Raw genomic sequence first — 23903 nt, forward strand, 5'->3', positions numbered from 1 at the left:
CGCCCGCGGCCTCACACGCCCTTGTTCCGCATCCAGTCCGCCGTCTGGAAAAAGCTCGCCTTCAGCCGGGTGCGCAGATCCTCCGGCACGCCGGTCTCGCCCATCGCCTGGTCCATGCAGGCCAACCACTGGTCGCGTTCCTTGATGCCGATGGAAAAAGGCATGTGGCGGGCGCGCAGCATCGGGTGGCCGACCCGCTCGGTGTAGTGCTGGGGGCCGCCCAGCCAGCCGCAGAGGAACCAGAACAGCCGCTCGCGCGCATGGGCCAGGCCGGGGCCGTGGGCGGCGCGCAGGTCGGTGTAGGCGGGCTCCAGGTCCATCAGGTCGTAGAAGCGCTCGACCAGGGCGTGCACCCGGTCTTCTCCGCCGATCCATTCGAAGGGGGTGTCGAAAGCGGGCTTGTCCTGGATCTGCATGGGTGGAGGCGGTTCAAGAATAGGAGCGCATGGTCGGCGCCCCATGCGGCTTTCGGAAGGAAAGTAGCCAGGGCCGGCGCACGGCGCCGACCACCAGCTATCGAATTAGTAGCACCGGTTCAGTCGGCTGCCCGCCGCAGCGTCTCGACCACCGGGCGGCGCAGCACGTCGCGCAGGCCCCACCAGCCGGCGGCCAGCGCCAGCACCGCGCCGGCCAAGGCGCCGGCCAGCGGCACCCAGGGCGAAGCGGTCCAGGCGAAGTCGAAGGCGTAGCGGGCCAGCGCCCAGCCGACGGCCATCGCCACCGTGCTGGCCAGGAAGCCCGCGAGCAGGCCGACGCCGGCCAGCTCGGCGCGCTGCACCTGCCGCAGCAGGCTGGCGCGGGCGCCGACGGCGCGCATGATCGCGAACTCCTTCGCCCGCTCCTCGCGGGTGGCGGTGACGGCGGCGAACAGCACCACCAGGCCGGCGGCCAGGGTGAAGGCGAACAGGAACTCGACCGCGCGGATCACCTGGTCCAGCACCCGCTGCACCTGCGCCAGGGTGCTGGAGAGGTCGACATTGGTGATGTTGGGAAACTGGCGCACCAGCGCGTTGTCGAAGCCGGCGGTGGCCGGCGCGCGGTAGGCGGCCAGGAAGGTGGTGGGCACGTCGGGCATCTGCGCCACCGGGTACATCGCGAAGAAGTTGGCCCGCATCGAGCCCCAGTCCACCTTGCGCAGCGAGGTGATCCTGGCCTCGTTCTGCAGGCCGCCGATGTCGAAGCGCAGGGTGTCGCCCAGCTTCAGCTTCAGCGTTTCGGCCAGGCCCTGCTCGACGCTGATCGCGCCGGGCTCGTTGTCGGTCCAGGTGCCGGCCACGGTCTGGTTGTGCGGCGGCTCCTCGGCGGCGTAGGAGAGGTTGAACTCGCGGTCCACCAGGCGCTTGGCGCGGTCGTCCGCATAGTCGGCCGGCGCCGTGTCCTTGCCGTTGATGGCGACCAGCCGGCCGCGCACCATCGGGTACCAGTCGTACTTCTGCACGCCGGCATCCTGCAGCGTCTTCTGGAACGCGTCGCCCTGGTCGGGCTGCACGTTGATGACGAAGCGGTTGGGCGCGTCGGCCGGCGTGGCCTGGCGCCAGCTGCCGATCAGGTCGGCGCGCAGCAGCAACAGCAGCACCAGCGCCAGCAGGCCGACCGAGAGCGCACTGACCTGCACCACCGCATACACCGGCCGGGCCGAGATCTGTCGGGTGGCCAGCACCAGCCAGCGCGGCGCGGTGACCTCGTTGACGCTGCGGCGCAGCAGCTGCACCGCCACCCAGGCCAGGGCGGCGAAGAGCAGCACCGCGCCGGCGAAGCCGCCTACGGCGATCAGGCCCAGCTTCAGGTCGCTGCTGGCCGCCAGCAGCAGCGCGGCGAAGCCGGCCACGCCGACCGCCAGCACGCCGAGGGATGCGGGCTTCAGGCCGCCCACGTCGCGGCGGATCACCCGCAGCGGCGGCACCCGGGCCAGCTGCAGCACCGGCGGCAGGCCGAAGGCGAAGAGCAGCGTCAGCCCCATGCCGACGCCGAAGGCCACCGGCCAGAGGCCCGGTGCCGGCAAGGCGCTGTCGACCAGGCCGGCCAGCAGCGCGATGAAGACGTAATGCACCGCGAAGCCGATCGCCACGCCCAGTGCGCTGGCGAACAGGCCCACCAGCGCGAACTCGAAGCTGTAGCTGCGGGCGATGGTGCGCTGGCTCTGGCCCAGCACCCGCAGCATCGCGCAGTCGTCGAGGTGGCTGGCCGCGAAGCCGCGTGCGGCCAGCGCCACCGCCACCGCCGACAGCAGCGCGGCCAGCAGGGAGACGAGGCTGAGGAATTTCTGGGCCCGGTCGAGCGTCTGGCGCATCTGCGGCTGGCCGGTTTCCAGCGACTCCACCCGCATGCCGTGCACGCCGGGCTGGGCCACCGCCGTCTCGGCCCAGGCCGAGAACGCCTTGACCTGCGGATCGGCGCCGGCCACCGCCAGGCGGTAGGTGAGGCGGCTGGCGGGCTGCACCAGCTGGGTGGCGGGCAGGTCGGCCGCATTGATCATGACCCGCGGGGCGAAGCTCAGGAAGCCGGCGCCGCGGTCGGGCTCGATCGTCAGCACGCGAGCGATGCGGAAGGCCTTGTCGCCCAGCAGCAGGGTGGCGCCCATCGGCAGGCCGAGGGCCTCGGGCACCGAGCCGTCGACCCAGGCCTCGCCCGGGGCCGGCACCGCGCGGGTGGCGGTGTCGGCGCCGCCCGGCGCATCGGCCACCCGCAGGCTGCCGCGCAGCGGGTAGGCCGCATCGACCACCTTCAGCGCGACCAGCTTGCTGGCGCCGCCTTCGGCATCGGACGCGCGGCCCATGGTGGGGAACGACACGGTGGTGCTGGTCTGCAGACCCTGCGCGCGCGCCTGTTCGGTGAACGCGGCCGGCGGCGGGTTGTCGCTGACCACCACCGCATCGCCGCCCAGCAGCTGGCGCGCATCGCGCTGCAGCCCGCCCTGCAGCCGGTCGGCGAAGAAGCCGACCGAGGTGAGGGCCGCCACCGCCAGGGTGACGGCGACGATCAGCAGGCGCAGCTCGCCTGCGCGCAGGTCGCGGCGCAGGGTGCGCCAGCCCAGTCCGAAAAAGGATGTGTCCATGGCCGCGGACCTTAGCGCAAAAGGTGGCGGGGCTCGCCGGGGCGGGGCTTTGCGTGCGGCCAACCGTGCCGGCGTAGGGACATCGGCCCCGGACGTGGACAATCCCATCCCCGCCCTTGCGACCCGCTCGATGCATCCGCCCCTGCCGACCTTCCCGCCCCGCCCTGGGCACCGCACTGCCGGTGCCCTGCCCTTTCTGGTGCTGTGCGCAGTGCTGCTCGTGGCGGTCACCCTGGGCCACGAGGGCCGGCGGGTGGTGCAGCTGGCCGCGCTGGCGGCGCCGCCCCTGGCGTGGCTGTGGTGGCCGGTGCGGCGCGCGGGGGTGCACCGGCTGCGGTCGGTGCTGGTCTGGGCCTGGGCGATGGGCTTCGTGCTGGATGGCGCGGCCCGCGCCTACCTGCTGCGCGCCTACCAGGCCGCGCCCGACAGCTCGATGGTGCTGGAGGCCGCGGCCAACACCACGCCGCGGGAGACCTCGGAGTACCTCACCATGTACGGCGGCGCACTGCTGCCGTGGGCGGCGCTGGCGCTGGTGGCGGGCGCGGTGCTGGCGGTGTGCGTGCGTCGCGGCCGGCGCGCACCGGCTGGGGACGCGGTACCGCCGCCCCCACAACCGGGCCGGCGGCGCATGCTGGTCGCCGGCGTGGCCGGGGCCGCGGCGATCAGCGCCGCGGCCTATGCCAGCAAGCCCTGGCGCCGGCTGCATCCGGTGGCGTACTGGTCGGACTGGTCGGCCAAGGTGCAAATGGTGCGGTCGGCCATGGGCGACCAGCAGGCCGCGCGCGAGCGGATGCTGGCGAAGGCACGTGTGCTGCAACCCACCATCGGCCATGCCGGCCCCTCGACCGTGGTGCTGGTGATCACCGACAGCGTCAACCGCGACAACATGTCGCTCTACGGCTACGGCCGCCCCACCACGCCGCTCCTGCAGGCGCAGCAGGCCCAGCTGGGCGCCGCGTTCACCGTGTTCCGCCATGCCTGGTCGGTCGATGCCAGCACCCTGCCCGCGCTGCACAACCTGTTCCGCTTCGGCGACCCCGCTGCGCAGGACCCGCTGCACCTGATCGCCCTGGCGCGGGCCGCCGGCTACAAGGTCTGGTGGATGACCAACCACGACGACGTGGGCATCGAGCAGGCCCACGCCCGCCTGGCCGACGAGGTGGAGATGAACAACCGCACCCCCGGCCGCTCCAGCGTGTCGCTCGACCAGGAGGTGCTCGACTGCGTGCACGAGGCGCTGCAGGAGCCCGATGCCCGCAAGCTGCTAATCGTGCACCTGATGGGCGCCCATCCGCACTACAGCCTGCGCTTTCCCGAAGGCGCCAACCCGTTCGACGACGCGCCGGACGCCGTGAGCGCCGCGATGGGCGATTCGGGGCGGCCCGCCTGGCTGCGCCGCCGGCGCCACGAGTACGACGCGGCCGTCCTCTACCAGGACCTGATCGTGGCCGAGATCCTGAAGATGGCGCGCGGCATCGGTACCGACGACGGGCACCGCGCCTTCATGTACCTGTCGGACCACGGCCAGGAGGTGGGGCACGGTGCCGACTGGGCCGGCCACAGCGCGGCCACCGCGGCCGGCTACCGCATCCCGCTGGTCGTCTGGCAGAACCGGCCGCCCTTGTTGCCGCCCACTGACCTGGGCCAGCGGCCGTTCCGCGCCGACTGGGCGGCCTGGACGGTCAGCCACCTGCTCGACATCCGCTGGGCCGGCTACCGGCCCGAGCGCGACGTGCTGCACGCGGCCTACCGGTGGCAGGCGCCCGACATTCCGGTGCCGCCCGGCGCGTTCGTGCAGTAGCCGCGCGCGCGGTGGCAGGAAGCGGCCGGCCGCTAGCGCGCGGCGCCGTCCAGCCGCTGCTGCAGACCGCGCAGCACCGGCGCGATCTCCTCGCCGATGCGGATCTGGGGGTTGGAGAAACCGTCGCTCTTGCCGGCCTCTTCCTCGCGTTGCTTGATCACCGGCACCGCGGCGGCGAACGCCTGGCCGAAGTCGTGCGTCTGGCGCAGCTGCTCGTCGAACACCGCCCGGCCGAAGAAGGTCATCGGCGACCTGTGGCCGCAGCCGTAGGAGGTGTGGTCGGCATCGGCCGCCGTCATCACCAGCGTGCCGGGCGTGGCGAGCGGCTCCACCCAGCCGCCCGAATAGCAGGCCGAGATGGCGATCACCCGGTGCCGGATGCCGGCGCGGTCGAGCGCGGCGCGCAGGAACTGCGGCGTGACCGATTCGACCGCCAGCGGGCCGTGGTAGGCCGCCAGCCGGAAATCGCCGCCACCGTGCGAGGTCATGTAGACGACCAGCACGTCCTGCGCGAGGTCCATGCGCCGGGCGAGCGCGTCGATCGCGCGCTCCAGGTTCAGCGGCGTGGCCCAGGGCAGCTCGGCGGCGGTGTCGGCATGGTTGAGCAGCTGCAGCACCCGGCCCTGCGCGTCGAAGCGCTCGCGCAGCAGCTGCGCCACCATGGTGCTCTCGCGGCGGAACACGTCTTCGGCCGCATAGGGCGCGAACACCAGGCCGTAGACGTCGGCGACGCCGGGGCGCTCGGGCGCCAGCGTGTCGACCGCGTCGTCCCAGGCGGCCTGCTGGTCCTCGAAGACTTCCTGCGACAGGCTCAGCTCCGGCGCAGCCGCCTCGTCGGCCGCCGCGGGCGGCGACCAGGCGGCGGCATTCATCACCCACAGCTGCACCGCCATCACCGCCGCCAGGGCAGCGGCATACCCGGCCGTGGCCAGCACCCGGCGGGAGAACCGGGCCATCAGCACCACCGCGGCGGCCAGCGCCCATGCCAGGGAGATCCACTGGAGCGCCACCACCGCCGTCGTCCAGAACGGCGCGGCCCCCAGCATCCCGTGGGCCAGCAGCGCCGCCGCGACGCCCATCGCGACGAAGGCCGGCACCGGTCCCAGGCTGGCCAGCAGGATCCAGCTGCCCAGCCCCTGCGGCCGCGGCGCCGACGTGCCGGACGCGTCGCCCGGCCGCAGCGACAGCGCCCACCACGCCGCCCACAGCATCGGCGCCCACCACCACCAGCTGGCCAGGTACGACGACGGCCAGAAATCCGCCGCACCCACGATCCACAGGCGCGAGAGGCCCAGCCCCAGCAGCTCCACCGCCAGCACCACCGCCAGCACCTGCCACGGCCGCGGCGCATGGCCGGCGACGCGCGGAGGCTGGAAGCAGGCGGCGCGCAGGCCCTCCCAGCACCAGCGCGGCAGGGACAGGGGGCGGCCGCCGGGCAGCGGCTCCGGCGGGGCGAGAGGCTCTGGCAAGCGCAGGGGGTCGGTCATCGGCGGATCATGCCACCGCGCCCGGCCGTTCCTGCCCGCTTGCCGAAGGCCGCGCGGCGATCAGCTCGCCGGCGTGTCCCAGCCCCCGCCCAGCGCCCGCACCAGGCCCACCGTGCTCTGGTAGCGCGCCGCCTGCACCTGCAGCGCGATGCGCCGGTTGCGCAGCTCGGTGCGGCGCGCGTCCAGCAGGTCCAGCTGGCTCACCAGCCCGTTGCGCCAGCGCGAATCCGACAGGGCGGTGGCGCGGCGCGCCGAGGTCACGGCCCGGTCCTGCACCTGGGCCTGCTCGGCCAAGAGGCGCAGGGCCGAGAGCTGGTCCTCCACGTCGCGGAAGGCGCCCAGCACCTGGCCGCGGTAGCCGGCGGTGGCCGCGTCGAACTGCGCATTGGCGCTGTCGACGCCGGCCTGCCGGCGGCCGCCGTCGAAGATCGGCAACGCGGCCAGCGCGCCCAGGCTCCAGGCGCGGGCCGACCAGCGGAACAGGTCGCCGATCTCGGGCGATGCGAAGCCGCCGCCGGCGGTCAGTGACACGCTGGGGAACCACGCCGTCTGCGCCACGCCCACCCGCGCCTGCGCGGCCAGCAGCGTGGCCTGCGCGGCCGACACGTCGGGCCGGCGGGCCAGCACGGTGCCGGGCACGCCGGCCGGGATGGTGGGCAGCGCCACCGACCAGCCGGCCGCATCCGCCGGCAGCGAGAAGTCGGATGCCGCGTCGCCGACCAGCACCGCCAGCGCATGCTCCAGCTCCGCGCGGCGGCGGTCGAGCGCCAGGGCCTCGGCCTCGGTCGCGGCGGCCTCGGTCTGGATGCGGACCACGTCCAGCTCGGCCAGGTCGCCGGCCTCGAAGCGGCGCTGGGTCAGCTGCAGCGTCCCGCCGTAGGCCTGCACCGTGTCACGCACCAGGGCCCGCTCGGCATCGACCGCGCGCAGCGCCAGGTAGGTCTGGGCGGTGTCGGCCTGCACCAGCAGGCGGGTGCTCTGCAGCAAGGCGGCGCGGGCATCGGCGTCCAGGGCCGCCGCGTCGCGCACGCCGGCCAGGCGGCCGAACAGGTCCAGTTCGTACGACAGGTTGGCGCCCGCGGTGGTGATGGTGGCGGGCGTGGGGCCGTTGACCGTGTTGGCGCCGGCCTGGCGCACCGCGCCGCCGCTGATGCCGACCTGCGGCAGGCGATCCGCATTGGCGCTGCGCACCAGGGCCCGGGCCTGGGCCAGGCGGGCCGCGGCTTCCTGGATGCCGGTGTTCTGCGCGCCGGCACGCTCGACGAGGGCGTCGAGCACCGGGTCGCCGAAGGCGCGCCACCAGGTGCCGCGGGGCTGCGCCTCGGCGGGCGGCGCCTGGGTCCACTGGGCGGAGCCCGGGGTGGCGGCGGCGGTGGTCGCGGGCGCGGCCTGTTCCTTGAACCGGGCCGGCGCCGCCGCCAGCGCGGCGGTGTCGACCGCCGGCGGGCTGGCGCAGCCGGCCAGCACCAGGGCCGCCAGCAACGGCAGCAGCACGGCGCGCGGGGAGGGGGAAGCGGTCTTCTTGGTCATCGTCGTCATGGCAATGCTCCGGGTTCAGTCGTGGAGGCCGCGCGGCGCGGCCGGCAGGGGCTGGGCGCCACCGCCCGCACCGTGCGCCGGATGGTCGGCGGAGACGAAGGCGTCTTCGGTGTGCGGCACCTCGCCGTGCAGCTTCAGCGGCCGGTTGCCCGCCATGCGGCGCAGGAGCACGTAGAACACCGGCGTGAGGAACAGGCCGAAGGCGGTCACGCCGATCATTCCGGCGAACACCGCGATGCCCATCGCCTGGCGCATCTCGGCGCCGGCGCCGGTGGAGAGCACCAGGGGCAGCACGCCCATGACGAAGGCCAACGAGGTCATCAGGATCGGGCGCAGCCGCAGCCTGCTGGCCTCGATCGCCGCCTGCACCGGGGTGCGGCCGGCGAACTCCAGCTCGCGGGCGAATTCGACGATCAGGATCGCGTTCTTTGCGGAGAGCCCCACCAGCACGATCAGCCCGATCTGGGTGAACACGTTGTTGTCGCCCCCGCTGATCCACACGCCGGTCATCGCGGCCAGCAGGCCCATCGGCACGATCAGCACGATGGCCAGCGGCAGCGTCAGGCTCTCGTACTGCGCGGCCAGCACCAGGAACACCAGCAGGATCGCCAGCGGGAACACCCACAGCGCGGAGTTGCCGGCCAGGATCTCCTGGTAGGTCAGCTCGGTCCATTCGTAGGAGACGCCCTGCGGCAGCGTCTCGGCGGCGATGCGCTCGATGGCGGCGCGCGCCTGGCCCGAGGACACGCCGGGCGCCGGCCCGCCGTTGATGTCGGCGGCCATGTAGCCGTTGTAGCGCATCGCCCGCTCCGGCCCGAAGGTGGATTGCACCTGCATCAGGGCCGACAGCGGCACCATCTCGCCGGTGAGCGAGCGCACCTTCAGCAGGCCCACGTCTTCGGCCCGTGCGCGGTAGGGCGCGTCGGCCTGCACCCGCACGCTGTAGGTGCGGCCGAACTTGTTGAAGTCGTTCGCATACAGGCTGCCCAGGTAGATCTGCATCGTCTCGAAGATGTCGGTCACCGGCACGCCCAGCTGGCGCGCCTTGGTGCGGTCGATGTCGGCGTAGAGCTGCGGCACGTTGACCTGCCAGCTGGTGAACATGCCGGCCAGCTCGGGCGTCTGGTAGGCCTTGGCCATGAAGGCCTTCACCGCGGCGTCCATCTGCTCGTAGCCCACCGAGGCACGGTCTTCGAGCTGCAGCTTGAAGCCGCCGGTGGTGCCCAGGCCCGCCACCGGCGGCGGCGGGAACATCACGATGAACGCGTCCTGGATGCCGGCGAAGGCCTGGTTGAGCTGGCCCGCTACCGCGCCGCCGCTCTGGTCCTTCTGCCTGCGCTCGGCGAAGGGCTTGAGCGTGGCGAAGACGATGCCCGAGTTGGAGCTGTTGGTAAAACCGTTGATCGACAGGCCGGGGAACGCGATCGCGTCCTCCACGTTGGGGTTCTGCTTGAGCAGTTCGCCCATGCGGTGGATCACTTCCTCGGTGCGGTCGAGCGTGGCGCCGTCTGGCAATTGCGCGAAACCGATCAGGTACTGCTTGTCCTGCGCCGGCACGAAGCCGCCGGGCACCACCCGGAACAGCAGCACCGTGGCCGCCGCCAGCACCAGGTACACCGCCATCATCACCGTCTTGCGGCCGATGGCGCGGCGCACGCCGCCGCTGTAGGCCTCGGAGCCGCGGTGGAACGCCTTGTTGAAGCGGCGGAACAGCCAGCCGAAGGCCCGGTCCATGCCGCGGGTGAGCGCATCCTTCGGCGCGTCGTGGCCCCTCAGCAGCAGCGCGGTGAGCGCCGGCGCCAGCGTCAGCGAGTTGATCGCCGAGATCACGGTCGAGATCGCGATGGTGACCGCGAACTGCTTGTAGAACTGCCCTGTGAGGCCGCTGATGAAGGCCAGCGGCACGAACACCGCCACCAGCACCAGGGCGATCGCGATGATCGGCCCCGACACTTCGCGCATCGCCCGGTAGGTGGCCTCGCGCGGGTTCAGGCCGGCCTCGATGTTGCGCTCGACGTTCTCGACCACCACGATCGCATCGTCCACCACGATGCCGATCGCCAGCACCAGGCCGAACAGGGAGAGCGCGTTGATCGAGAAGCCCAGCAGGTGCAGCACCGCGAAGGTGCCGATCACCGACACCGGCACCGCCAGCAGCGGGATGATCGAGGCGCGCCAGGTCTGCAGGAACAGGATCACCACCAGCACCACCAGGGCGATGGCTTCGAGCAGCGTGTGGATCACCGACTCGATCGAGGCCCGCACGAACTGCGTCGGGTCGTAGGCGATGCGGTACTCCACGCCCTCGGGCATGTTCTTCTGGATCTCGTCCATCGTGGCGCGCACGTTCGACGAGATGTCGAGCGCGTTGGAGCCGGGCGCCTGGAACACGCCCATGCCCACCGCCGGGTCGTTGTTGAGCAGGGAGCGCAGCGAGTAGTCGGCCGCGCCCATCTCCAGCCGGCCGATGTCGCGCAGCCGGGTCACCGCGCCGTCGGCACCGGTCTTGACGATGATGTCGCCGAACTCCTCCTCGGTGGTGAGCCGGCCCTGCGCGTTGATCGACAGCTGCATGTCCACGCCCGACTGGCCGGGCGATGCGCCCACCACGCCGGCCGCGGCCTGCACGTTCTGGCCGCGGATCGCCGCCACCACGTCGCTGGCCGACAGGCCGCGCTGCGCCACCTTCTGCGGATCGAGCCAGACCCGCATCGAATAGTCGCCGCCGCCGAAGATCTGCACCTGGCCCACGCCCTGGATGCGGGCCAGCCGGTCCTTGACGTTGAGCACCGCGTAGTTGCGCAGGTAGTTCATGTCGTAGCGCTGGTTGGGCGAGGTCAGGTGCACCACCATCGTCAGGTCGGGTGCGCTCTTGACCGTGGTCACGCCCAGGCGCCGCACCTCCTCGGGCAGACGCGGCTCGGCCTGCGAGACGCGGTTCTGCACCAGCTGCTGGGCCTTGTCCGGGTCGGTGCCCAGCTTGAAGGTGACGGTGAGCGTCATCACGCCGTCGGTGGTGGCCTGGCTGCCCATGTAGAGCATGCCCTCGACGCCGTTGATCTGCTCCTCGATCGGCGTGGCCACCGTCTCGGCGATCACCTTGGGGTTGGCACCGGGATAGGTGGCGCGCACCACGATCGAGGGCGGCGACACCTCGGGGTATTCGGAGATCGGCAGCCCGCGCAGCGCGATCAGGCCGGCGAGCAGCATCAGCACCGACAGCACGCCGGCGAAAATCGGCCGGTCGATGAAGAATTTGGACAGGTTCATGGTGTGCTTTCGTCGAAACCGCCGGGTGAGCGGCGACGGCACGCCCTGCCGCAGGCGCTTCCTGCAGCAAGGGCGGGCCGGGGGCTTCGCGGTTTTCTGGTGGGCCTGGTGAGGGCTTGGTGAACTCGGGATCAGGACTGCAGCGCGACCTTGCGCTCCGCCGGCGCCGGCGCGGCCGCGGCGTTCATCTCGACCGGCTGCGGCGCGACCAGCGCACCGGGGCGCACATGCTGCAGGCCGTTGACGACGACGCGCTCGCCCGGCTTCAGCCCGGCGGTGACCACGCGCAGGCCCTCGGCCGGCGCGCCGAGCGTCACCTCGCGGTACTCGGTCTTGTTGTCGGCGTTGACGACCATCACGAACTTCTTGCTCTGGTCGGTGCCGACCGCCCGCTCGCTGACCAGCACCACGCTGCTGGTGCGCGCCTGGCCCATGCGGATCCGGGCGAACTGGCCGGGCATCAGCGCGCCGTCCTTGTTGTCGAAGGCGGCGCGGACCCGCACCGTGCCGCTGCGGGCATCGACCTGGTTCTCGATCAGCTGCAGCCGGCCCTGCACCGGCGTGCCCTCGACCGCGGTGGTGCCCATCTGCACCGGGATCCGCTCGATCAGGCCGCGGGCACTGCTGCCGGGGCCCAGGTCCTTCAGTGCCTTGGAGATGACACGTTCGTCGGCGTCGAAGCTGGCGTAGATCGGGCTCACCGAGACCAGCGTGGTCAGCATCGGCGCGCCGGGGCCGGCGGCCACCAGGTTGCCGGCGGTGATCTCCAGCCGGCCGATGCGGCCCGCCACCGGTGCGCGCACCTGGGTGTACGACAGATTGAGTTTGGCCGACTGCAGCGAGGCGCGGGCACCGCGCAGGGCGGCGTCGGCCTCGCGCTCGGCGTTCTGCCGCTCGTCGAACTCGCGCTGGGCGATCGCCTTGTCGTCCCACAGGCGCTGCGAGCGGGCCAGCTCGCTGCGGGTGTAGGCCATGCGGGCCTGGGCCGCGGCGACCTGCGCCTCGGCGCGGTCCACCTCGGCGGCGTAGGGTGCCGGGTCGAGGGTGACCAGCAGGTCGCCCGCCTTCACCAGGCTGCCTTCGCGGAAATGCATCGCCTGCACCGCGCCGGCCACCCGGGCCCGGATCTCGACCCGCTGCACCGCCTCCAGCCGGCCCGAGAACTCGTCCCACGCGGTGATGTCGTGCGCCGCCACCGTGGCGACCGACACCGGCACCGCCTGCGGCGCACCGGCCGCCGGCGCATCGGCACCCGATGCGGTGGTGGTGAGGCCGACCGCGGCCGAGACGATGGCGACGACCGCGGTGAGCGTCGTCAGCACCGCGCCGAAACGGTGCGATCTTGCGGCCGGCGAGTGGGCCGATGCGTGTGGATGGTTCATGGTGGTTCCTCGAAAATGTTCTGTAAAAAAACGAGCAGCGGCAGAGCCGGCTGCGACGGCGCCAGTCTAGGAATGCGGGGCCCGGCAGCGATAGCCCGATCCGCGCCGGTTCTTGCCTGATCCTGCGCAATGCCAGGGGAAAGCGTGCCGAAGCCGGCGGCCGCGGATAAGCTGCGGCGCATGCCCCAACCCACCCTGACCCTGATTCCGCCGTCCGACCCCGACACCGCCGAGCAGTGGCGGCTGGACCAGCGGATGAACGACCTGGCCGGCCTGATCCTGTCGCACACGCCCGGCGACGGCATCCACCAGACCGCCATCGCCCGGCTGCACCTGGTGCACCTCACCGTGCCGCAGCCGCCGGCCATCGGCATCTACCAACCGTCGATGTGCATCCTGGCGCAGGGCCGCAAGCGGGTGATGCTGGGCGACGAGGTCTACATCTACGACCGCTCCCGCTACATCGTGGGCACGGTCGGCATGGCGGTCACCGGAGAGGTGCTGGACGCCACGCCCGAGCGGCCCTACCTGTGTTTTCGCCTCGACTTCGACCCCCGCGCGATCGCCGACATGGTGCTGGAGCTGAACCTGGCGATACCGCCCCGGCAGGCCTCGGCACGCGGACTGTTCCTGGAGAACGCCAGCATCCCGATGGTGGATGCGGCCCTGCGGCTGATCGGACTGCTCGACACGCCCGAGGACATCGCCGCGCTGGCGCCGTTGGCCGAGCGGGAGTTGCTCTACCGGCTGCTGCGCAGCCCGCAGGGCTGGCGCCTGGTGCAGGCCGCGATGCAGGACAGCCATGCGCAGCGCATCGCCCGTGCGATCCACTGGCTGCAGGGCCGCTTCACCGAGCCGCTGCGCATCGACGACATGGCGGCCGCCGCGCACATGAGCGCGTCGGCCCTGCACCACCATTTCAAGGCGGTCACCGCGATGAGCCCGCTGCAGTACCAGAAGCGGCTGCGGCTGCAGGAAGCGCGCCGTCTGCTGCTGTCCGAATCGCTGGACGCGGCCACCGCCGGCCACCGGGTCGGCTACGAGAGCCCGTCCCAGTTCAGCCGCGAGTACGGCCGCATGTTCGGCGCCCCGCCCGCCCGCGACCTGCAGCGTCTGCGGCTGGCGCGCGACGGGCTGGCCGTGGCGTCGCAGTACTGACGCGGCGGCGGTGTTCGGTGGGCGGATCGAGAGCACGGTGGGTCCTGTGAAAAAAGTTCGGGCAAGGCGCTGCCCGCCGGTGCGCAGAACGCACCGGGAAGGCGGTGGCGGAGGTTCGGGAAAGCCTGCGGTGCGGCTAGGCGGGCGCGGGCGTGGCGACCGTCTCGGCGAAGAAACGCACCATCGCGTCCTGCACCGCGGGGCCGCAGGCGCACTGCGACAGGTCGCCCATCGTCTGGGCCTGGGGCCAGCCGGCCGAGCGGGCCAGCAGCTGCCAGCGCACCGGCACGCCGGCCCCGCGCAAGCGCTCGGCATAGGCATGCGCCTCGTCGCGCATCGGATCGCCCTCGCCGGCCATCACCAGCGTCGGGGCCAGCTCGGCCAGGCGCGAACAGGCGCCCGGCACCGCGTAGGGATGCTCGGCATCGCGCGGGCTGCGCAGGTAGGCCAGCCAGCCGTCGGTCCACTTGCACTGGACGCTGTCGCAGGTGGCGTCCCGCAGGGAAGGCGTGCCGGTGCACGGGTCGAGCATCGGCGAGAGCAGGATCTGGCCTGCCAGCGGCGGATGCGCCCGGTCGCGTGCCATCACCGCGACGGCCGCGGCGATGTTGCCGCCGGCCTCCTCGCCCGCCAGGAACACCCGGGCGCCCCGGCCGGCCAGCTTGACACGCTGGCGGTGCAGCCATTGGAGCGCGGCGTAGCCGGTCTCGATGCCTGCGGGGAAAGGATGCGCCGGCGCCAGCGGATAGGCCAGCGACGCCACCACCGCGCCGGCACTGGCCAGCAGTCGCGGGACCAGGGCGCCGCTCTCCAGGCATCCCGAGACGAAGGCGCCGCCGTGGAAGTGCAGCACCAGCGGCTGGCCGCCCGCGGTGCGGTGCCTGGTACCGTAGAGCCGCAACGCCGCGCTGCCGCCACCGGGCAGCGCGATCTGCAGGTCGGCGCCGCGGGGCTGCGCCGGCGCGCTGGCGTCCTGGGTGCAGGCGGCGGAGTCGGTGGCGGATCGTGCGGTGGTGGTCATGGCGTTGGCATCGGTGGGGGAGCGGCAATGCTGTCAGGGTTCGACTGTAGACCCGCCGCCGGCACGGATAAAGCGGCGTGCCACCCACGCTCTGTTTCCAAACCACCAACAATCGGAGGGCCGGTCGCGGAGGAGAATTCGGCAGCCGGCACAGCCGGCTGAGCACTCACCGTCAAGGACGATCACATGGACCAGATCCAGGCCATGCGGGCTTTCACCCGCGTCGTGGAGGCCGGCACCTTCACCAAGGCAGCCGATTCGCTGTCGTTGCCGAAGGCATCGATCACCAAGCAGATCCAGGCACTGGAGGCCCGGCTGCGGGTGACGCTGCTGCACCGCACGACCCGCCGGGTGACGGTGACGCCCGACGGCGCCGCCTACTACGAGCGCACCGTGCGGCTGCTCAACGACCTCGACGACATCGAGGCGAGCATGACCAACGCGCGCGCCAACCCCACCGGCAAGCTGCGGGTGGACGTGGGCTCCTCGGTGGCGCGGCTGTTGATCATTCCGGCACTCTCCACCTTCTACGAGCGCTACCCCGACATCCAGCTCGACCTGGGCGTGGGCGACCGGCCGGTAGACCTGATCACCGACAACGTCGACTGCGTGATCCGCGGCGGCGAACTCTCGGAGCAGTTCCTGGTGGCGCGGCGCATCGGCACCCTGCCCTTCGTCAACGTCGCATCGCCCGACTACCTGCGCCGCCACGGCACGCCGCAGCATCCGGACGACCTGCAGGACGGACGGCACCACACGATCCGCTATTTCTCGGCCCGCACCGGCCGGCTCTGGCCGCACGAGTTCGAGAAGAACGGCGAGCGGCTCGAACTGGATACGGCCTACCGCGTCTCGGTCAACGAGAGCAATGCCCACATGGCCGCGGTGCTGGCGGGGCTGGGCATCTCGCAGACGGTGATGTTCATGGCCGCGCCGCACCTGGCCACCGGCGAGCTGGTGCAGGTCCTGCACGACTGGCAGCACCCCAGCCTGCCGGTGCACGTGGTCTATCCGCCCAACCGGCACCTGAGCGCCAAGGTGCGTGCGTTCGTCGACTGGGCGGCGGAGCTGTTCGCGCGGCATCCGCATCTGCAGCGCAACACCGCGGCGTCCACCGGCACGGCCGCGCCCGCCGCAGTGCCGCTGCCGGCGCAGGGCATCGCACCCATCGTGCCGTCGCGGCCCGCCCCGGCCGAGGTGCCGGCACGCGGCACCGCGCGCGCCACCGCCGCGGTACGGGCCTAGGCGGCACGCGGCACGCGGCACGCGGCCCGCGCCGCGGGGCGCTCAGTCGGTGCGACGCGCCTCGGCCTGCCGCATCGCATCGGCCACGTCCCGCGCGCCCTGCCGCTCCAGGCCGTCGATGGCACCCAGCCGGTCGCGCGCCTCCTTGTTCTGGTTGAGCTTGGACTTGCCGACGATCCGCTCGATCGTGACCTCGACGCCGACGATCGCCTGCAGCATCGTCTCCAGGTAGTCGGCCGGCGCGTCCGACATCTTCCAAGGCCGCTCCGACGCGACCCGCGCCTCGTGGGTCCGCGTCAGCCGGCCGACGATGCCGCGCAGGAACCTGGCGTCGTCGGTGAAGCGCACCGTGCCGTGTACATGCACCACCTGGTAGTTCCAGGTGGGCACCTGCTTGTGCGCTTCGTGCTTGCTGGGGTACCAGTTGGGCGAGACGTAGGCGTCGGAGGCGCGGAACACGACCAGCACCCGCGAGCCGTCCGGCACCTCCTGCCATACCGGATTGGCCCGCGCCACGTGGGCCAGCAGGCGGCCGTGCGGCGGCGCATCGGCGTCGAACTCGAACGGGATGTGGTTGGCATCGAGCCCGTGCGGCCCGTTCACCACCAGCGCGGCGAACGGGTGCTCGCGCAGCGTGCGGTGCAGGGCGTCGGTGTCGTTTTCTTCGAAGTGGGGCGGCAGGTACATGGCGGATTCCATCATGGGACGAGGCGTGGGGCCTCCATACTCGCGGAGGTCGCTGGACCCCCACCCCCGGATTGTCGCCATGCCGTTCTTTCGTGCCATGCCTTCGCGTTTTGCCCTTGCGGCCTGCCTGCTGTGCGCCCTCGCACCGCTGCTGCAGGCCCAGCCCCTGCCGACAGGCGCCGACCTGGGCGCCACCGCCGCCGACCTGCAGCGCGCGATGCCCGATCTGGAACGGGTCGCCCGGCCGACGCGGATGGCGGGGGGCCTGGCCGGGCTGTGGCGCTCCGCGCCGGTCGCGCTGGCCGGCGTGGTGGGGAACTACACCTTCTTCCTGGCCGGCGGACAGGTGCGGCGGATCGAGTTCTGGGCCGATGCGCCGGCGGACCCGTCGGCGGCCGATGCGGCCTTCGACGCAATCGCCGCGTGGGGCCGCGATCTGTACGGCGCCGAGATGGCCTCCGGCGGGCCGGGTGCGCGCTATGCGGCCTGGTAGCGGCCGGGCGTCGATATCTACCTGCAGCAGGCGCCCCCGCCCAGGGCCGGCGTGCGGCTGGTCCGCGTGGCGCGGGCGCAGCGCGACGGCAGCGCCCTGTGACTCACGGCTGCGGCACGGTGCGCAGGAAGTCCGTACGGGCGCGCGGCCCCCAGCCCGGAATGCCGCGCACGTCTTCGGCGATGCGGCGGGCCCGCACGCGGTCGACCGCGCCCGAGGCCGCCCACTGCCGCGCCTCGCGCTCCGGGTTGTGCAGCAGCACAGCCAGCGCCACCGCCTGCACCGGCGCCAGGCTGCGGGCGCTGCGCCCGAAGTAGTGCCGCGCCGCGGCCTCGGCACCGCACAGGCCGGCACCCCAGGGCGCGTTGTCGAGGTAGAGCTGCAGGATGCGGGTCTTGCCCAGGGTGCGTTCCATCTCCACCGCGTACAGCAACTCGCGCAGCTTGCGGGTGGCCGACCGCGCATCGCCGGCCACCACCATCTTGGCCAGCTGCTGCGTCAGGGTGCTGCCGCCCCGCTCGACCTGGCCGCGGGCCTGGTTGCCGTCGAACGAGGCCAGCAGCTCCTGCAGGTCGTAGCCGGGATGCGCGTCGAAGCGCTGGTCCTCGGCCGCGATGACCGCGCGCGCCAGCCAGGCATCGTTGCGCAGGCCGGCGCCGGCGCCGCAGCCCGATGCGGCACGCGACAACGCCTCGGTGCCCAGGCCGTAGACGGCGAACCCCTCGACCTGCGGCCGCAGCTCCAGCCGGCCGCCGGGCAGCGACCAGGCGGCGCGCACGCCCAGCGTGCCGTCGATGCGGGCGTGCGCCAGTTCGGGCAGCGTCGGGGCCAGCACCGCGTACCACTGCGCCAGCGCCGTCGCCGGCAACTCCATGCTCAGCGCCAGGCCGTCCTGTCGCAGCGCGCCCTGCCAGGTGGCGCGCAGCACCGCCCCGCCGTCCGGCGACGCGGCCGCGATCGTGCCCTGCAGCCGGTCGAAATCGCGCCGCACGGTGAGCGTGGCCTGCGCGATACGCAGCGGCTCGGCGCCCAGGCCGGGCACCACGGCGGCACAGGCGCTGCACGCCACGGTCAAGGTGCGTCGCGGCATGTCCCAGCCCAGCGCGAACATCCCATGGCGTGTGCGAAGGCTGCGCCCGTCCAGCAGCGGTCCCACCCATGGAGAGACGAGGATGCGCAGCGCGCCCGGCACGCCGACTCGTAATTGCAGCGGACCCACCTGTACCGGCACCGCCCATTCGCCGGCGCGCGGCGCCAGCGCCCAACGGGCGCCGAAGCCCGCCAGCACGGCCAAAGCCGAGACGAGCGCCACTGCCACCACCACCCTGCGCAGCCACGGCATGGCCGTGCGGCCCGGCCAGTGCCGCGCAACGGTCGCGACCGGCGGCGACGGTTCCCTGCGGCACCATCCGAACGCCGCGCTCACGGCGCACTCCCGACCTGCGCGACCGTATCCGCCTGCCACGGCCCCGTCGACCGGCCGATGGCCGCGGCCCAGTACCAGGCAGAGGTATCGGTGAAGGCCTGGCCCTCGGCATCGACGATCCGCTCGCACACCCGCAGCGGTACCGCACCTGGCCGCTGGGCCGCGAAACAGCGCCAGAGCCGCTGCCGCGCATCCTGCTCCAGCCGCGCCTGGGCGATGCGGTAGCCTAGCGCGCGGTAGCAGTCGGCCGACGGATGCAGCATGCGGGTGGGCGCATCGACCTGGCGCAGCACCAGGGTGCGGCTGCCGTCGGTCATCCGCGCGATCGCGCCGGGGAATCGGCGGGCGAAGGCGTCTTCCACTGGGCTCAGCGCCAGCGGGCGCAGCGACGCGCCGTCCCAGGTGGAGGGCCATTCGTGGCCTTGCGGCGCCGATGCATCGGCCGCTGCCGGGGCGCGCAGCGCATGGCCCAGGTTCCATGCGATGCAGAGCAGCATTGCGATGCCGAAAATGCCTTTGTGCAACACCCGGTGCACGAAACGGTTGGCCAGCCAGTGGACCTTAGACGGCTGCATGGCGCTCTCCGCTGGCGATGGTCGACGGCCATGGTGCCGGACAGGAACCTTTGGCGACAGGCGCCCGCGCCTGCCGCGCCATCGCCCAGGCGATGCCGCCGCACACCGCCGCGAGCAGCACCAGGCCCAGCCCGTCGTGCACCCACGGCGCGGGCGCATGCCCCGCGCCCTCCAGCGCCACCAGCAGGCTGGTGCGGACGATGTTGCCCGCCAGCACCAGCCCACCCACCACCGGCAGCCGCGCGCAGAAGCTGCGGCTACCGCGGCCGGCCCACAGCGCCACCGTGCAGGCGGTGAAGTAGCCCAGCCACACCATCTGCACGCCCGAGCACGGTGCGTCGACGATCACCCGCTGGCCGTCGACCAGCAGCGTGGTGCCTTCCCGGGCCACGGTGAAACCCGGCGCCAGCAGCCAGCGGCTGGCCTCGGCGGTGACGACCCGCAGCGGATAACCGGCGTAGAACTGCAGCGACGACAGCAGCGGCAGCGCCAGCACCGCCAGCCCCGCCACCGGCGCCGCGGCCACCCGCGGCGGCACGACGGCCACCAGCCCGGCCGCCAGGGCCAGCACCGCGACCAGGCCGGCCAACAGGGGCGACAGCGCGGGCAGCCACGGCCCGGCGCCGCTGCCGGCCAGCGTCGCAGCCACGGTGCCGCCCATCGCCAGCGCCATCCAGCCCAACCGTGGCGAGGCCCGCAGGCTGCCGCGCTGCTGCCACACCAGCGCGGCGAGGGCCGCCAGGGCCAGAGCGCCCAGCGGATCGTCGGAGCCGTCGGCCATGCGGCGTGCCATCCACAGGCCGGTGGGCGCGAGCGCGGCGCATTGCAGCGCCAGCCAGGCGCCGGCGGGCCAGCGGTCGAGGCGGATGCCGCCGTGCACGAAGGCGGGGGATTGCAGGAGACGGGATTGCATCGCGATGTCCTCCGCCTACTCAGGCAGTGAAGCGTTCTGCATGGCGGCCACCGCGGCGGCGGGACCGGCGCTGCAGCATGCAGAGCACCGACAGCACCACCGCCACCGCGCCGAGGGCCGCTGGCTCCGGCGTGCTGGGCACCTCGGCGCCCACGCTCTGGCCGATCGCCTGCTCGCCCACCCCCTGGGGCAACGGAGACGGATGGTCGACGCCCTCGGCATCCTGCGGCGCCAGGTTGCGCACCACCTGGTCCACCGCGATGAAGCTCGTGTACTGCGTCAGCAGCCCGTATTGCAGGCCCAGCGCGGTGATCGGCTTGGCATGGGCATCGCCGCCCTCCAGCGCCTCCTGGTCGCTCAGTGCGGCGATGCGGTGCCGGGCCCACAGGGTGCGCAGGGCGGGTGCTTCGTGGCGCGCGGTGCCGTCCACCGCCACCTCCTGCCGGTAGGGGCCGCTGGCGCTGCGGCCTTCGACCACCATGCGGCCGGTCGGCGCACCGCGCCACTTGCCGAAGACGACCACCGGCCGCTCGCCCAGCACGTCGGGCAGCACCGCCGGCTCGACGTCGTACACGTCCAGCCCCTCGAAGCGGGCCCGGACGCTGGTCAGTACCGGCGACTCGACCATGCGGCGAAACCGCGCGGCCTGCTCCGGCGCCTGGGCCGGGTCGGTGATGACGAAGGGCTCGCCCATCCCGGCGCGTGCCAGGCCCTCCATCAGGTGCCGGTTGACCGAGGAGCCGATGCCGAAGGTGAACAGGTTGGCATTCGACAGGTTGCGCCGCACCAGCTCGAACGCCTCGCGCTCCACCGTCACGTAGCCGTCGGTCACCACCACCACGGTGCGGGAGACGTCGGGCGCCTTCGGCTCGTCGTAGACGCGGCGCAGCGCGGGGATCAGCTCGGTGCTGCCGCCGGCGCGGGCGTCGCCGATGGTGGCCAGCGCGCGGTCGATGTTGGCGCGGGTGGCCGGCACCGAATGCGGCGACAGCGCCTTGTTGCTGCCCGAGAACAGCAGCACGTTGAAGGTGTCGCTGGGCCGCAGGCCGCCGATCAGGCGCTCCAGCACCTGCTTGGCGGTATCCAGCGGAAAGCCGTGCATCGAGCCGGAGATGTCGACCACGAAGACGTAGTCGCGCGGCGAGATCGCGGTGGCCGCCACCGCCTTGGGCGGCTCCACCATCGCCAGGAAGAAGTTCTCGCCGCCGCCCGGGCCGCCCTGCGCCCGGTGCAGCATCAGGCCCGAGGCGATCGCATCGCCCGCCAGCCGGTAGTCGAGCACGAAATCGCGGTCGTGGGCCGGGCCGCTGCCCGCGGCCAGCGCCACGGTGGCATGCCGCGCATCGCGGCCGTCCCTGTGCACCTCGATCGCATGGGTGCGGGAGCGCACCTCCTGCAGGTCCAGCGGCGTGTCGAGCGCCACCTTCAGCGCGAAGTCGCCGGCCGGTGCGACGCCGCTGCGCAGGAAGGGCTGGGCCACCCATGCAGCTGCCGCGTTCTCCGACTGCGGGCTGTTGTAGCGCGGGCCGACCACGGTGGGGAACACGAACTGGTAGTTGCCGCCCTGCGGCACCAGCAGTTCGCTGTAGCGCAGCTCCACCCGCACGTCGTCGCCCGGCAGGATGTTGGCGACGTTCATCTGGAACACGTTGGGCAGCTTCTGCTCCAGCAGCGCGGCCGTCTTGCCTTCGGCCTGGGCCGTCTGGTACTCGATGCGGGCCTGCTGCTTCTCGCGGATCTGCGCGGTGACCAGCCGGTCGGCCAGCCGCACGTTCAAGCCGCTGACCGCCGCGCGGGTGGAGCCGGGAAACACGTAGCGGGCCTCGATCGCGCGGCTGCCTTCGTTGCGGTAGTGCTGGGTGACGGTGACGTCGGCGATGACGCCGGAGATGCGCACGTCGACCTCGGTCTTCTTCAGCGGCAGGCGGTCGGTGGCCGCATCGCCTCCGGACACGAGGAAATACGGGCTCTCGGTGGCCGGGCGCGGCGCCACCTCCTGCGCCCACAGGGGCCGCACGCTCATCGCCGCGCAGCAGAGCGTGGCGCCGCACAGCACCGCGATCCAGAGGCGGCCGCCGGCGCGGCGGGGCGACCGGGCCGTGCGGTCGGCGTGCGGTGCGGGGACAAGGGCTTCGGTGGTCGGCATTTCTTCTTCCTGCGGGGCCGTGCGACGGTGCACAGGGGGCACTGTCGAGCGGCGACAGGAAGGCAATGAGAAGCCGAGGGGGCGTGTGTGAAGTCCGGGTGAAGTGCCGGTGCGGTGCCGGCGCCGTGCGAGGAGGCGGCGGCCGCCTTCGGTGCGAGCCGTTCGGCCCGTCTCGCGATGAAAAGTGCCTGCAGCCGGCGTCCCGCGCCGACCACATGCTATCAAAAACGTAGCACCCGGCCGGCGCTGCCCGCTAGCCCGACAGCGGCAGCACCAGCGTCGCCTCGGCCCCGCCGCCCGCGGCATTGACGAGGGCGATCCCGCCGCGGTGCAGCACCGCGATCTCGTGCACGAAGGCCAGGCCCAGGCCGGTGCTCTTCTTGCGGCTGTGCGGGCGGGCCAGCGAGTAGAACTTCTGGAACACCTTGTCGCGGGCGTAGTCGGGAATGCCGGCCCCCCGGTCGCGCACGGCGATGCGGGCCTGCCGGGCGGTCGCGTCCAGCGCCAGTTGCACCGTGCTGCCGGCGGGCGAGAAATCGACCGCGTTGTCGAGCAGGTTGCTCACCGCCCGGCGCAGCAGGAACGGATCGCCCTCCACCAGCACCGGCTGCGCGGGCAGGCGCACGGCCACCTCCACCTGGCGCATCGCCGCCGCCGGCCGGGCGCTGGCGGCCAGGTCCTCCAGAAGCGGGCCGAGGGCGACCGGCTCGCTGCGGTCGAGCACCCGCCGGGTCTCCAGCGCGGTCAGCTCCATCATCCGGTCGACGATCTCCTGGATGCGCTCGGCCTCGCGGCCGATGTTGCCCAGGAAGCGCTCGCGCTCGGCCTGCGGCATGGCCGGCTCCTGCAGCAGCTCGGCCGCGCCGCGGATCGCCGACAGCGGGCTCTTCACCTCGTGGGTGAAGGTCTGCACATAGTCGGCGACGTAGTTGCGGCCGGTGAGCGCGTCGCGCATCTCGTGGACGCTGGCGCGTAGCGTGCCGACCAGGTAGCGCAGGAGCTGCCTCGGCCGCAGGCGGGGCTGGCGGCGCGCCCAGCGCACCGTGTCGGTCACCAGGCCGAAGGGCCGCACCAGCCAGACCGAGACGATCAGCGCCAGCAGCAGCAGGGCCAGTGCCGAGCCCACGCCGACCCAGAGGGTGCGGGCGCGCGCGTCTTCCACGAACTGGCCGAAGCTCTGCACCGGCTTGCCGAGGCTCACCACGCCGACGATCTCGCCGTTCCAGCGGATCGGCGCGGCCACGTACATCACCGAGGTGAGCGGATCGGCCGGCACGTCGCGGGTGGTGCGGGCGCCGTAGACGCCGTCGAGGGTGCGGGCCACATCGGCCCGCCGGGAGAAGTCGGCGCCGACGCTGGCGCCCAGCGTGTCGAACAGCACCCGGCCGGCGGCGTCGGTCACGTAGGCGCGCAGCTCCACCCGGCTCTTGTGCAGGCCGTAGATCTGGGCCGAGAACTGCCGGCCGTAGACGCTGCGGAACAGCGCGTCGAAGCGGGCGGTGTTGACCGCGCCGGCCACCACGTCCTGCTCCAGCAGGCTGGCCAGCGTCTGCGAGGTCTCGACCAGCGCCTCCTCGGCCGATTCGCGGTAGCGCGGGTCGATATCCAGCACCACCCGGTAGAGCAGGCCCGCGATGCCGGCCACGTAGATCAGCAGCAGCGCGAGGAAGATGCGGGAGCGCCGGCTCATCGCGTTGCGCGTTGG

The 23903-nt window shown here is 72.7% G+C and carries 16 protein-coding genes and 1 pseudogene; 4 read left to right on the forward strand and 13 right to left on the reverse strand.

Features of this window, described 5'->3' with window-relative positions; translation table 11 throughout:
- Nucleotides 1-11: 11 nt before the first annotated feature.
- Entirely contained in the window at nt 12-416 is a 405-nt protein-coding gene (locus tag ASE76_RS03605; protein ID WP_055834739.1) for a group II truncated hemoglobin, read from the reverse strand.
- Nucleotides 417-535: 119 nt separating this feature from the next.
- Nucleotides 536-3055: an ABC transporter permease gene (locus tag ASE76_RS03610; RefSeq protein WP_055834742.1), complete on the reverse strand. Its 2520-nt coding sequence runs from the start codon at nt 3053-3055 to the stop codon at nt 536-538.
- Between the two features lie 94 nt (nt 3056-3149).
- Here ASE76_RS03610 and ASE76_RS03615 point away from each other — a divergent pair, with 94 nt between their 5' ends.
- Nucleotides 3150-4856: a phosphoethanolamine transferase gene (locus ASE76_RS03615; protein WP_369793357.1), complete on the forward strand. Its 1707-nt coding sequence runs from the start codon at nt 3150-3152 to the stop codon at nt 4854-4856.
- Nucleotides 4857-4888: 32 nt separating this feature from the next.
- Here the strand turns inward: ASE76_RS03615 and ASE76_RS03620 are convergent, their stop codons facing one another.
- The 4 genes from ASE76_RS03620 to ASE76_RS03635 form a co-directional block, all read right to left on the reverse strand.
- Nucleotides 4889-6343: a C13 family peptidase gene (locus tag ASE76_RS03620; protein ID WP_055834750.1), complete on the reverse strand. Its 1455-nt coding sequence runs from the start codon at nt 6341-6343 to the stop codon at nt 4889-4891.
- A gap of 60 nt (nt 6344-6403) precedes the next feature.
- Entirely contained in the window at nt 6404-7882 is a 1479-nt protein-coding gene (locus ASE76_RS03625) for an efflux transporter outer membrane subunit (protein WP_055834753.1), read from the reverse strand.
- Nucleotides 7883-7897: 15 nt separating this feature from the next.
- A complete protein-coding gene (locus tag ASE76_RS03630) occupies nt 7898-11152 on the reverse strand; it encodes an efflux RND transporter permease subunit (protein ID WP_055834756.1) in 3255 nt (1084 codons plus the stop codon).
- Nucleotides 11153-11283: 131 nt separating this feature from the next.
- Nucleotides 11284-12534 (reverse strand): efflux RND transporter periplasmic adaptor subunit, encoded by a 1251-nt coding sequence (locus tag ASE76_RS03635; RefSeq protein ID WP_055834759.1) that lies wholly within the window; start codon nt 12532-12534, stop codon nt 11284-11286.
- Nucleotides 12535-12714: 180 nt separating this feature from the next.
- On the opposite strand from ASE76_RS03635, the gene ASE76_RS03640 reads away from it, so the two are divergent.
- On the forward strand, nt 12715-13692 hold the full coding sequence (locus tag ASE76_RS03640) for an AraC family transcriptional regulator (RefSeq protein ID WP_082447994.1): 978 nt from the start codon (nt 12715-12717) through the stop codon (nt 13690-13692).
- Nucleotides 13693-13828: 136 nt separating this feature from the next.
- On the opposite strand, the gene ASE76_RS03645 is transcribed toward ASE76_RS03640, so the two are convergent.
- Nucleotides 13829-14713, reverse strand: coding sequence for an alpha/beta hydrolase (locus tag ASE76_RS03645; RefSeq protein ID WP_055834762.1), 885 nt, complete (start codon nt 14711-14713; stop codon nt 13829-13831).
- A gap of 186 nt (nt 14714-14899) precedes the next feature.
- On the opposite strand from ASE76_RS03645, the pseudogene ASE76_RS03650 reads away from it, so the two are divergent.
- Nucleotides 14900-15811 (forward strand): annotated as a pseudogene (locus ASE76_RS03650) (LysR family transcriptional regulator); the annotation flags it as partial.
- A 189-nt stretch (nt 15812-16000) separates the two neighbouring features.
- Here the strand turns inward: ASE76_RS03650 and ASE76_RS03655 are convergent.
- Complete coding sequence (locus ASE76_RS03655) at nt 16001-16645, reverse strand: FMN-binding negative transcriptional regulator (protein WP_055834764.1); 645 nt, start codon at nt 16643-16645, stop codon at nt 16001-16003.
- Between the two features lie 97 nt (nt 16646-16742).
- Between ASE76_RS03655 and ASE76_RS03660 the strand changes: the two genes are divergently transcribed.
- Nucleotides 16743-17138, forward strand: coding sequence for a hypothetical protein (locus ASE76_RS03660; RefSeq protein WP_236698317.1), 396 nt, complete (start codon nt 16743-16745; stop codon nt 17136-17138).
- Between the two features lie 103 nt (nt 17139-17241).
- Here ASE76_RS03660 and ASE76_RS03665 read toward each other — a convergent pair whose 3' ends face one another.
- The 5 genes from ASE76_RS03665 to creC form a co-directional block, all read right to left on the reverse strand.
- Nucleotides 17242-18480, reverse strand: a complete 1239-nt coding sequence (locus ASE76_RS03665) for a biosynthetic peptidoglycan transglycosylase (RefSeq protein ID WP_055834767.1) — start codon at nt 18478-18480, stop codon at nt 17242-17244.
- Between the two features lie 80 nt (nt 18481-18560).
- On the reverse strand, nt 18561-19139 hold the full coding sequence (locus tag ASE76_RS03670) for a hypothetical protein (RefSeq protein ID WP_055834770.1): 579 nt from the start codon (nt 19137-19139) through the stop codon (nt 18561-18563).
- A complete protein-coding gene (gene xrtQ, locus ASE76_RS03675) occupies nt 19126-20052 on the reverse strand; it encodes an exosortase Q (protein WP_082447879.1) in 927 nt (308 codons plus the stop codon). Before xrtQ ends, ASE76_RS03670 begins: the two co-directional genes overlap by 14 nt.
- Before the next feature lie 19 nt (nt 20053-20071).
- Nucleotides 20072-22198 (reverse strand): VIT and VWA domain-containing protein, encoded by a 2127-nt coding sequence (locus ASE76_RS03680; protein WP_055835624.1) that lies wholly within the window; start codon nt 22196-22198, stop codon nt 20072-20074.
- Between the two features lie 253 nt (nt 22199-22451).
- Nucleotides 22452-23888 carry a two-component system sensor histidine kinase CreC gene (gene creC, locus ASE76_RS03685; RefSeq protein WP_055834773.1) on the reverse strand — a complete coding sequence of 479 codons (1437 nt, stop codon included), beginning with the start codon at nt 23886-23888 and terminating at the stop codon, nt 22452-22454.
- Between the last annotated feature and the right edge of the window lie 15 nt (nt 23889-23903).

It is taken from the genome of Xylophilus sp. Leaf220, assembly GCF_001421705.1.
GTDB lineage: Bacteria > Pseudomonadota > Gammaproteobacteria > Burkholderiales > Burkholderiaceae_C > Xylophilus.

What these genes read in the sequence shown, in the direction of transcription:
- ASE76_RS03605 (WP_055834739.1), bottom strand. Translation starts at nt 416, where the DNA reads ATGCAGATCCAGGACAAGCCCGCTTTCGACACCCCCTTCGAATGGATC.
- ASE76_RS03610 (WP_055834742.1), bottom strand. Translation starts at nt 3,055, where the DNA reads ATGGACACATCCTTTTTCGGACTGGGCTGGCGCACCCTGCGCCGCGAC.
- ASE76_RS03620 (WP_055834750.1), bottom strand. Translation starts at nt 6,343, where the DNA reads ATGACCGACCCCCTGCGCTTGCCAGAGCCTCTCGCCCCGCCGGAGCCG.
- ASE76_RS03625 (WP_055834753.1), bottom strand. Translation starts at nt 7,882, where the DNA reads ATGACGACGATGACCAAGAAGACCGCTTCCCCCTCCCCGCGCGCCGTG.
- ASE76_RS03630 (WP_055834756.1), bottom strand. Translation starts at nt 11,152, where the DNA reads ATGAACCTGTCCAAATTCTTCATCGACCGGCCGATTTTCGCCGGCGTG.
- ASE76_RS03635 (WP_055834759.1), bottom strand. Translation starts at nt 12,534, where the DNA reads ATGAACCATCCACACGCATCGGCCCACTCGCCGGCCGCAAGATCGCAC.
- ASE76_RS03640 (WP_082447994.1), top strand. Translation starts at nt 12,715, where the DNA reads ATGCCCCAACCCACCCTGACCCTGATTCCGCCGTCCGACCCCGACACC.
- ASE76_RS03645 (WP_055834762.1), bottom strand. Translation starts at nt 14,713, where the DNA reads ATGACCACCACCGCACGATCCGCCACCGACTCCGCCGCCTGCACCCAG.
- ASE76_RS03655 (WP_055834764.1), bottom strand. Translation starts at nt 16,645, where the DNA reads ATGTACCTGCCGCCCCACTTCGAAGAAAACGACACCGACGCCCTGCAC.
- ASE76_RS03660 (WP_236698317.1), top strand. Translation starts at nt 16,743, where the DNA reads ATGCCTTCGCGTTTTGCCCTTGCGGCCTGCCTGCTGTGCGCCCTCGCA.
- ASE76_RS03665 (WP_055834767.1), bottom strand. Translation starts at nt 18,480, where the DNA reads ATGCCGTGGCTGCGCAGGGTGGTGGTGGCAGTGGCGCTCGTCTCGGCT.
- ASE76_RS03670 (WP_055834770.1), bottom strand. Translation starts at nt 19,139, where the DNA reads ATGCAGCCGTCTAAGGTCCACTGGCTGGCCAACCGTTTCGTGCACCGG.
- xrtQ (WP_082447879.1), bottom strand. Translation starts at nt 20,052, where the DNA reads ATGCAATCCCGTCTCCTGCAATCCCCCGCCTTCGTGCACGGCGGCATC.
- ASE76_RS03680 (WP_055835624.1), bottom strand. Translation starts at nt 22,198, where the DNA reads ATGCCGACCACCGAAGCCCTTGTCCCCGCACCGCACGCCGACCGCACG.
- creC (WP_055834773.1), bottom strand. Translation starts at nt 23,888, where the DNA reads ATGAGCCGGCGCTCCCGCATCTTCCTCGCGCTGCTGCTGATCTACGTG.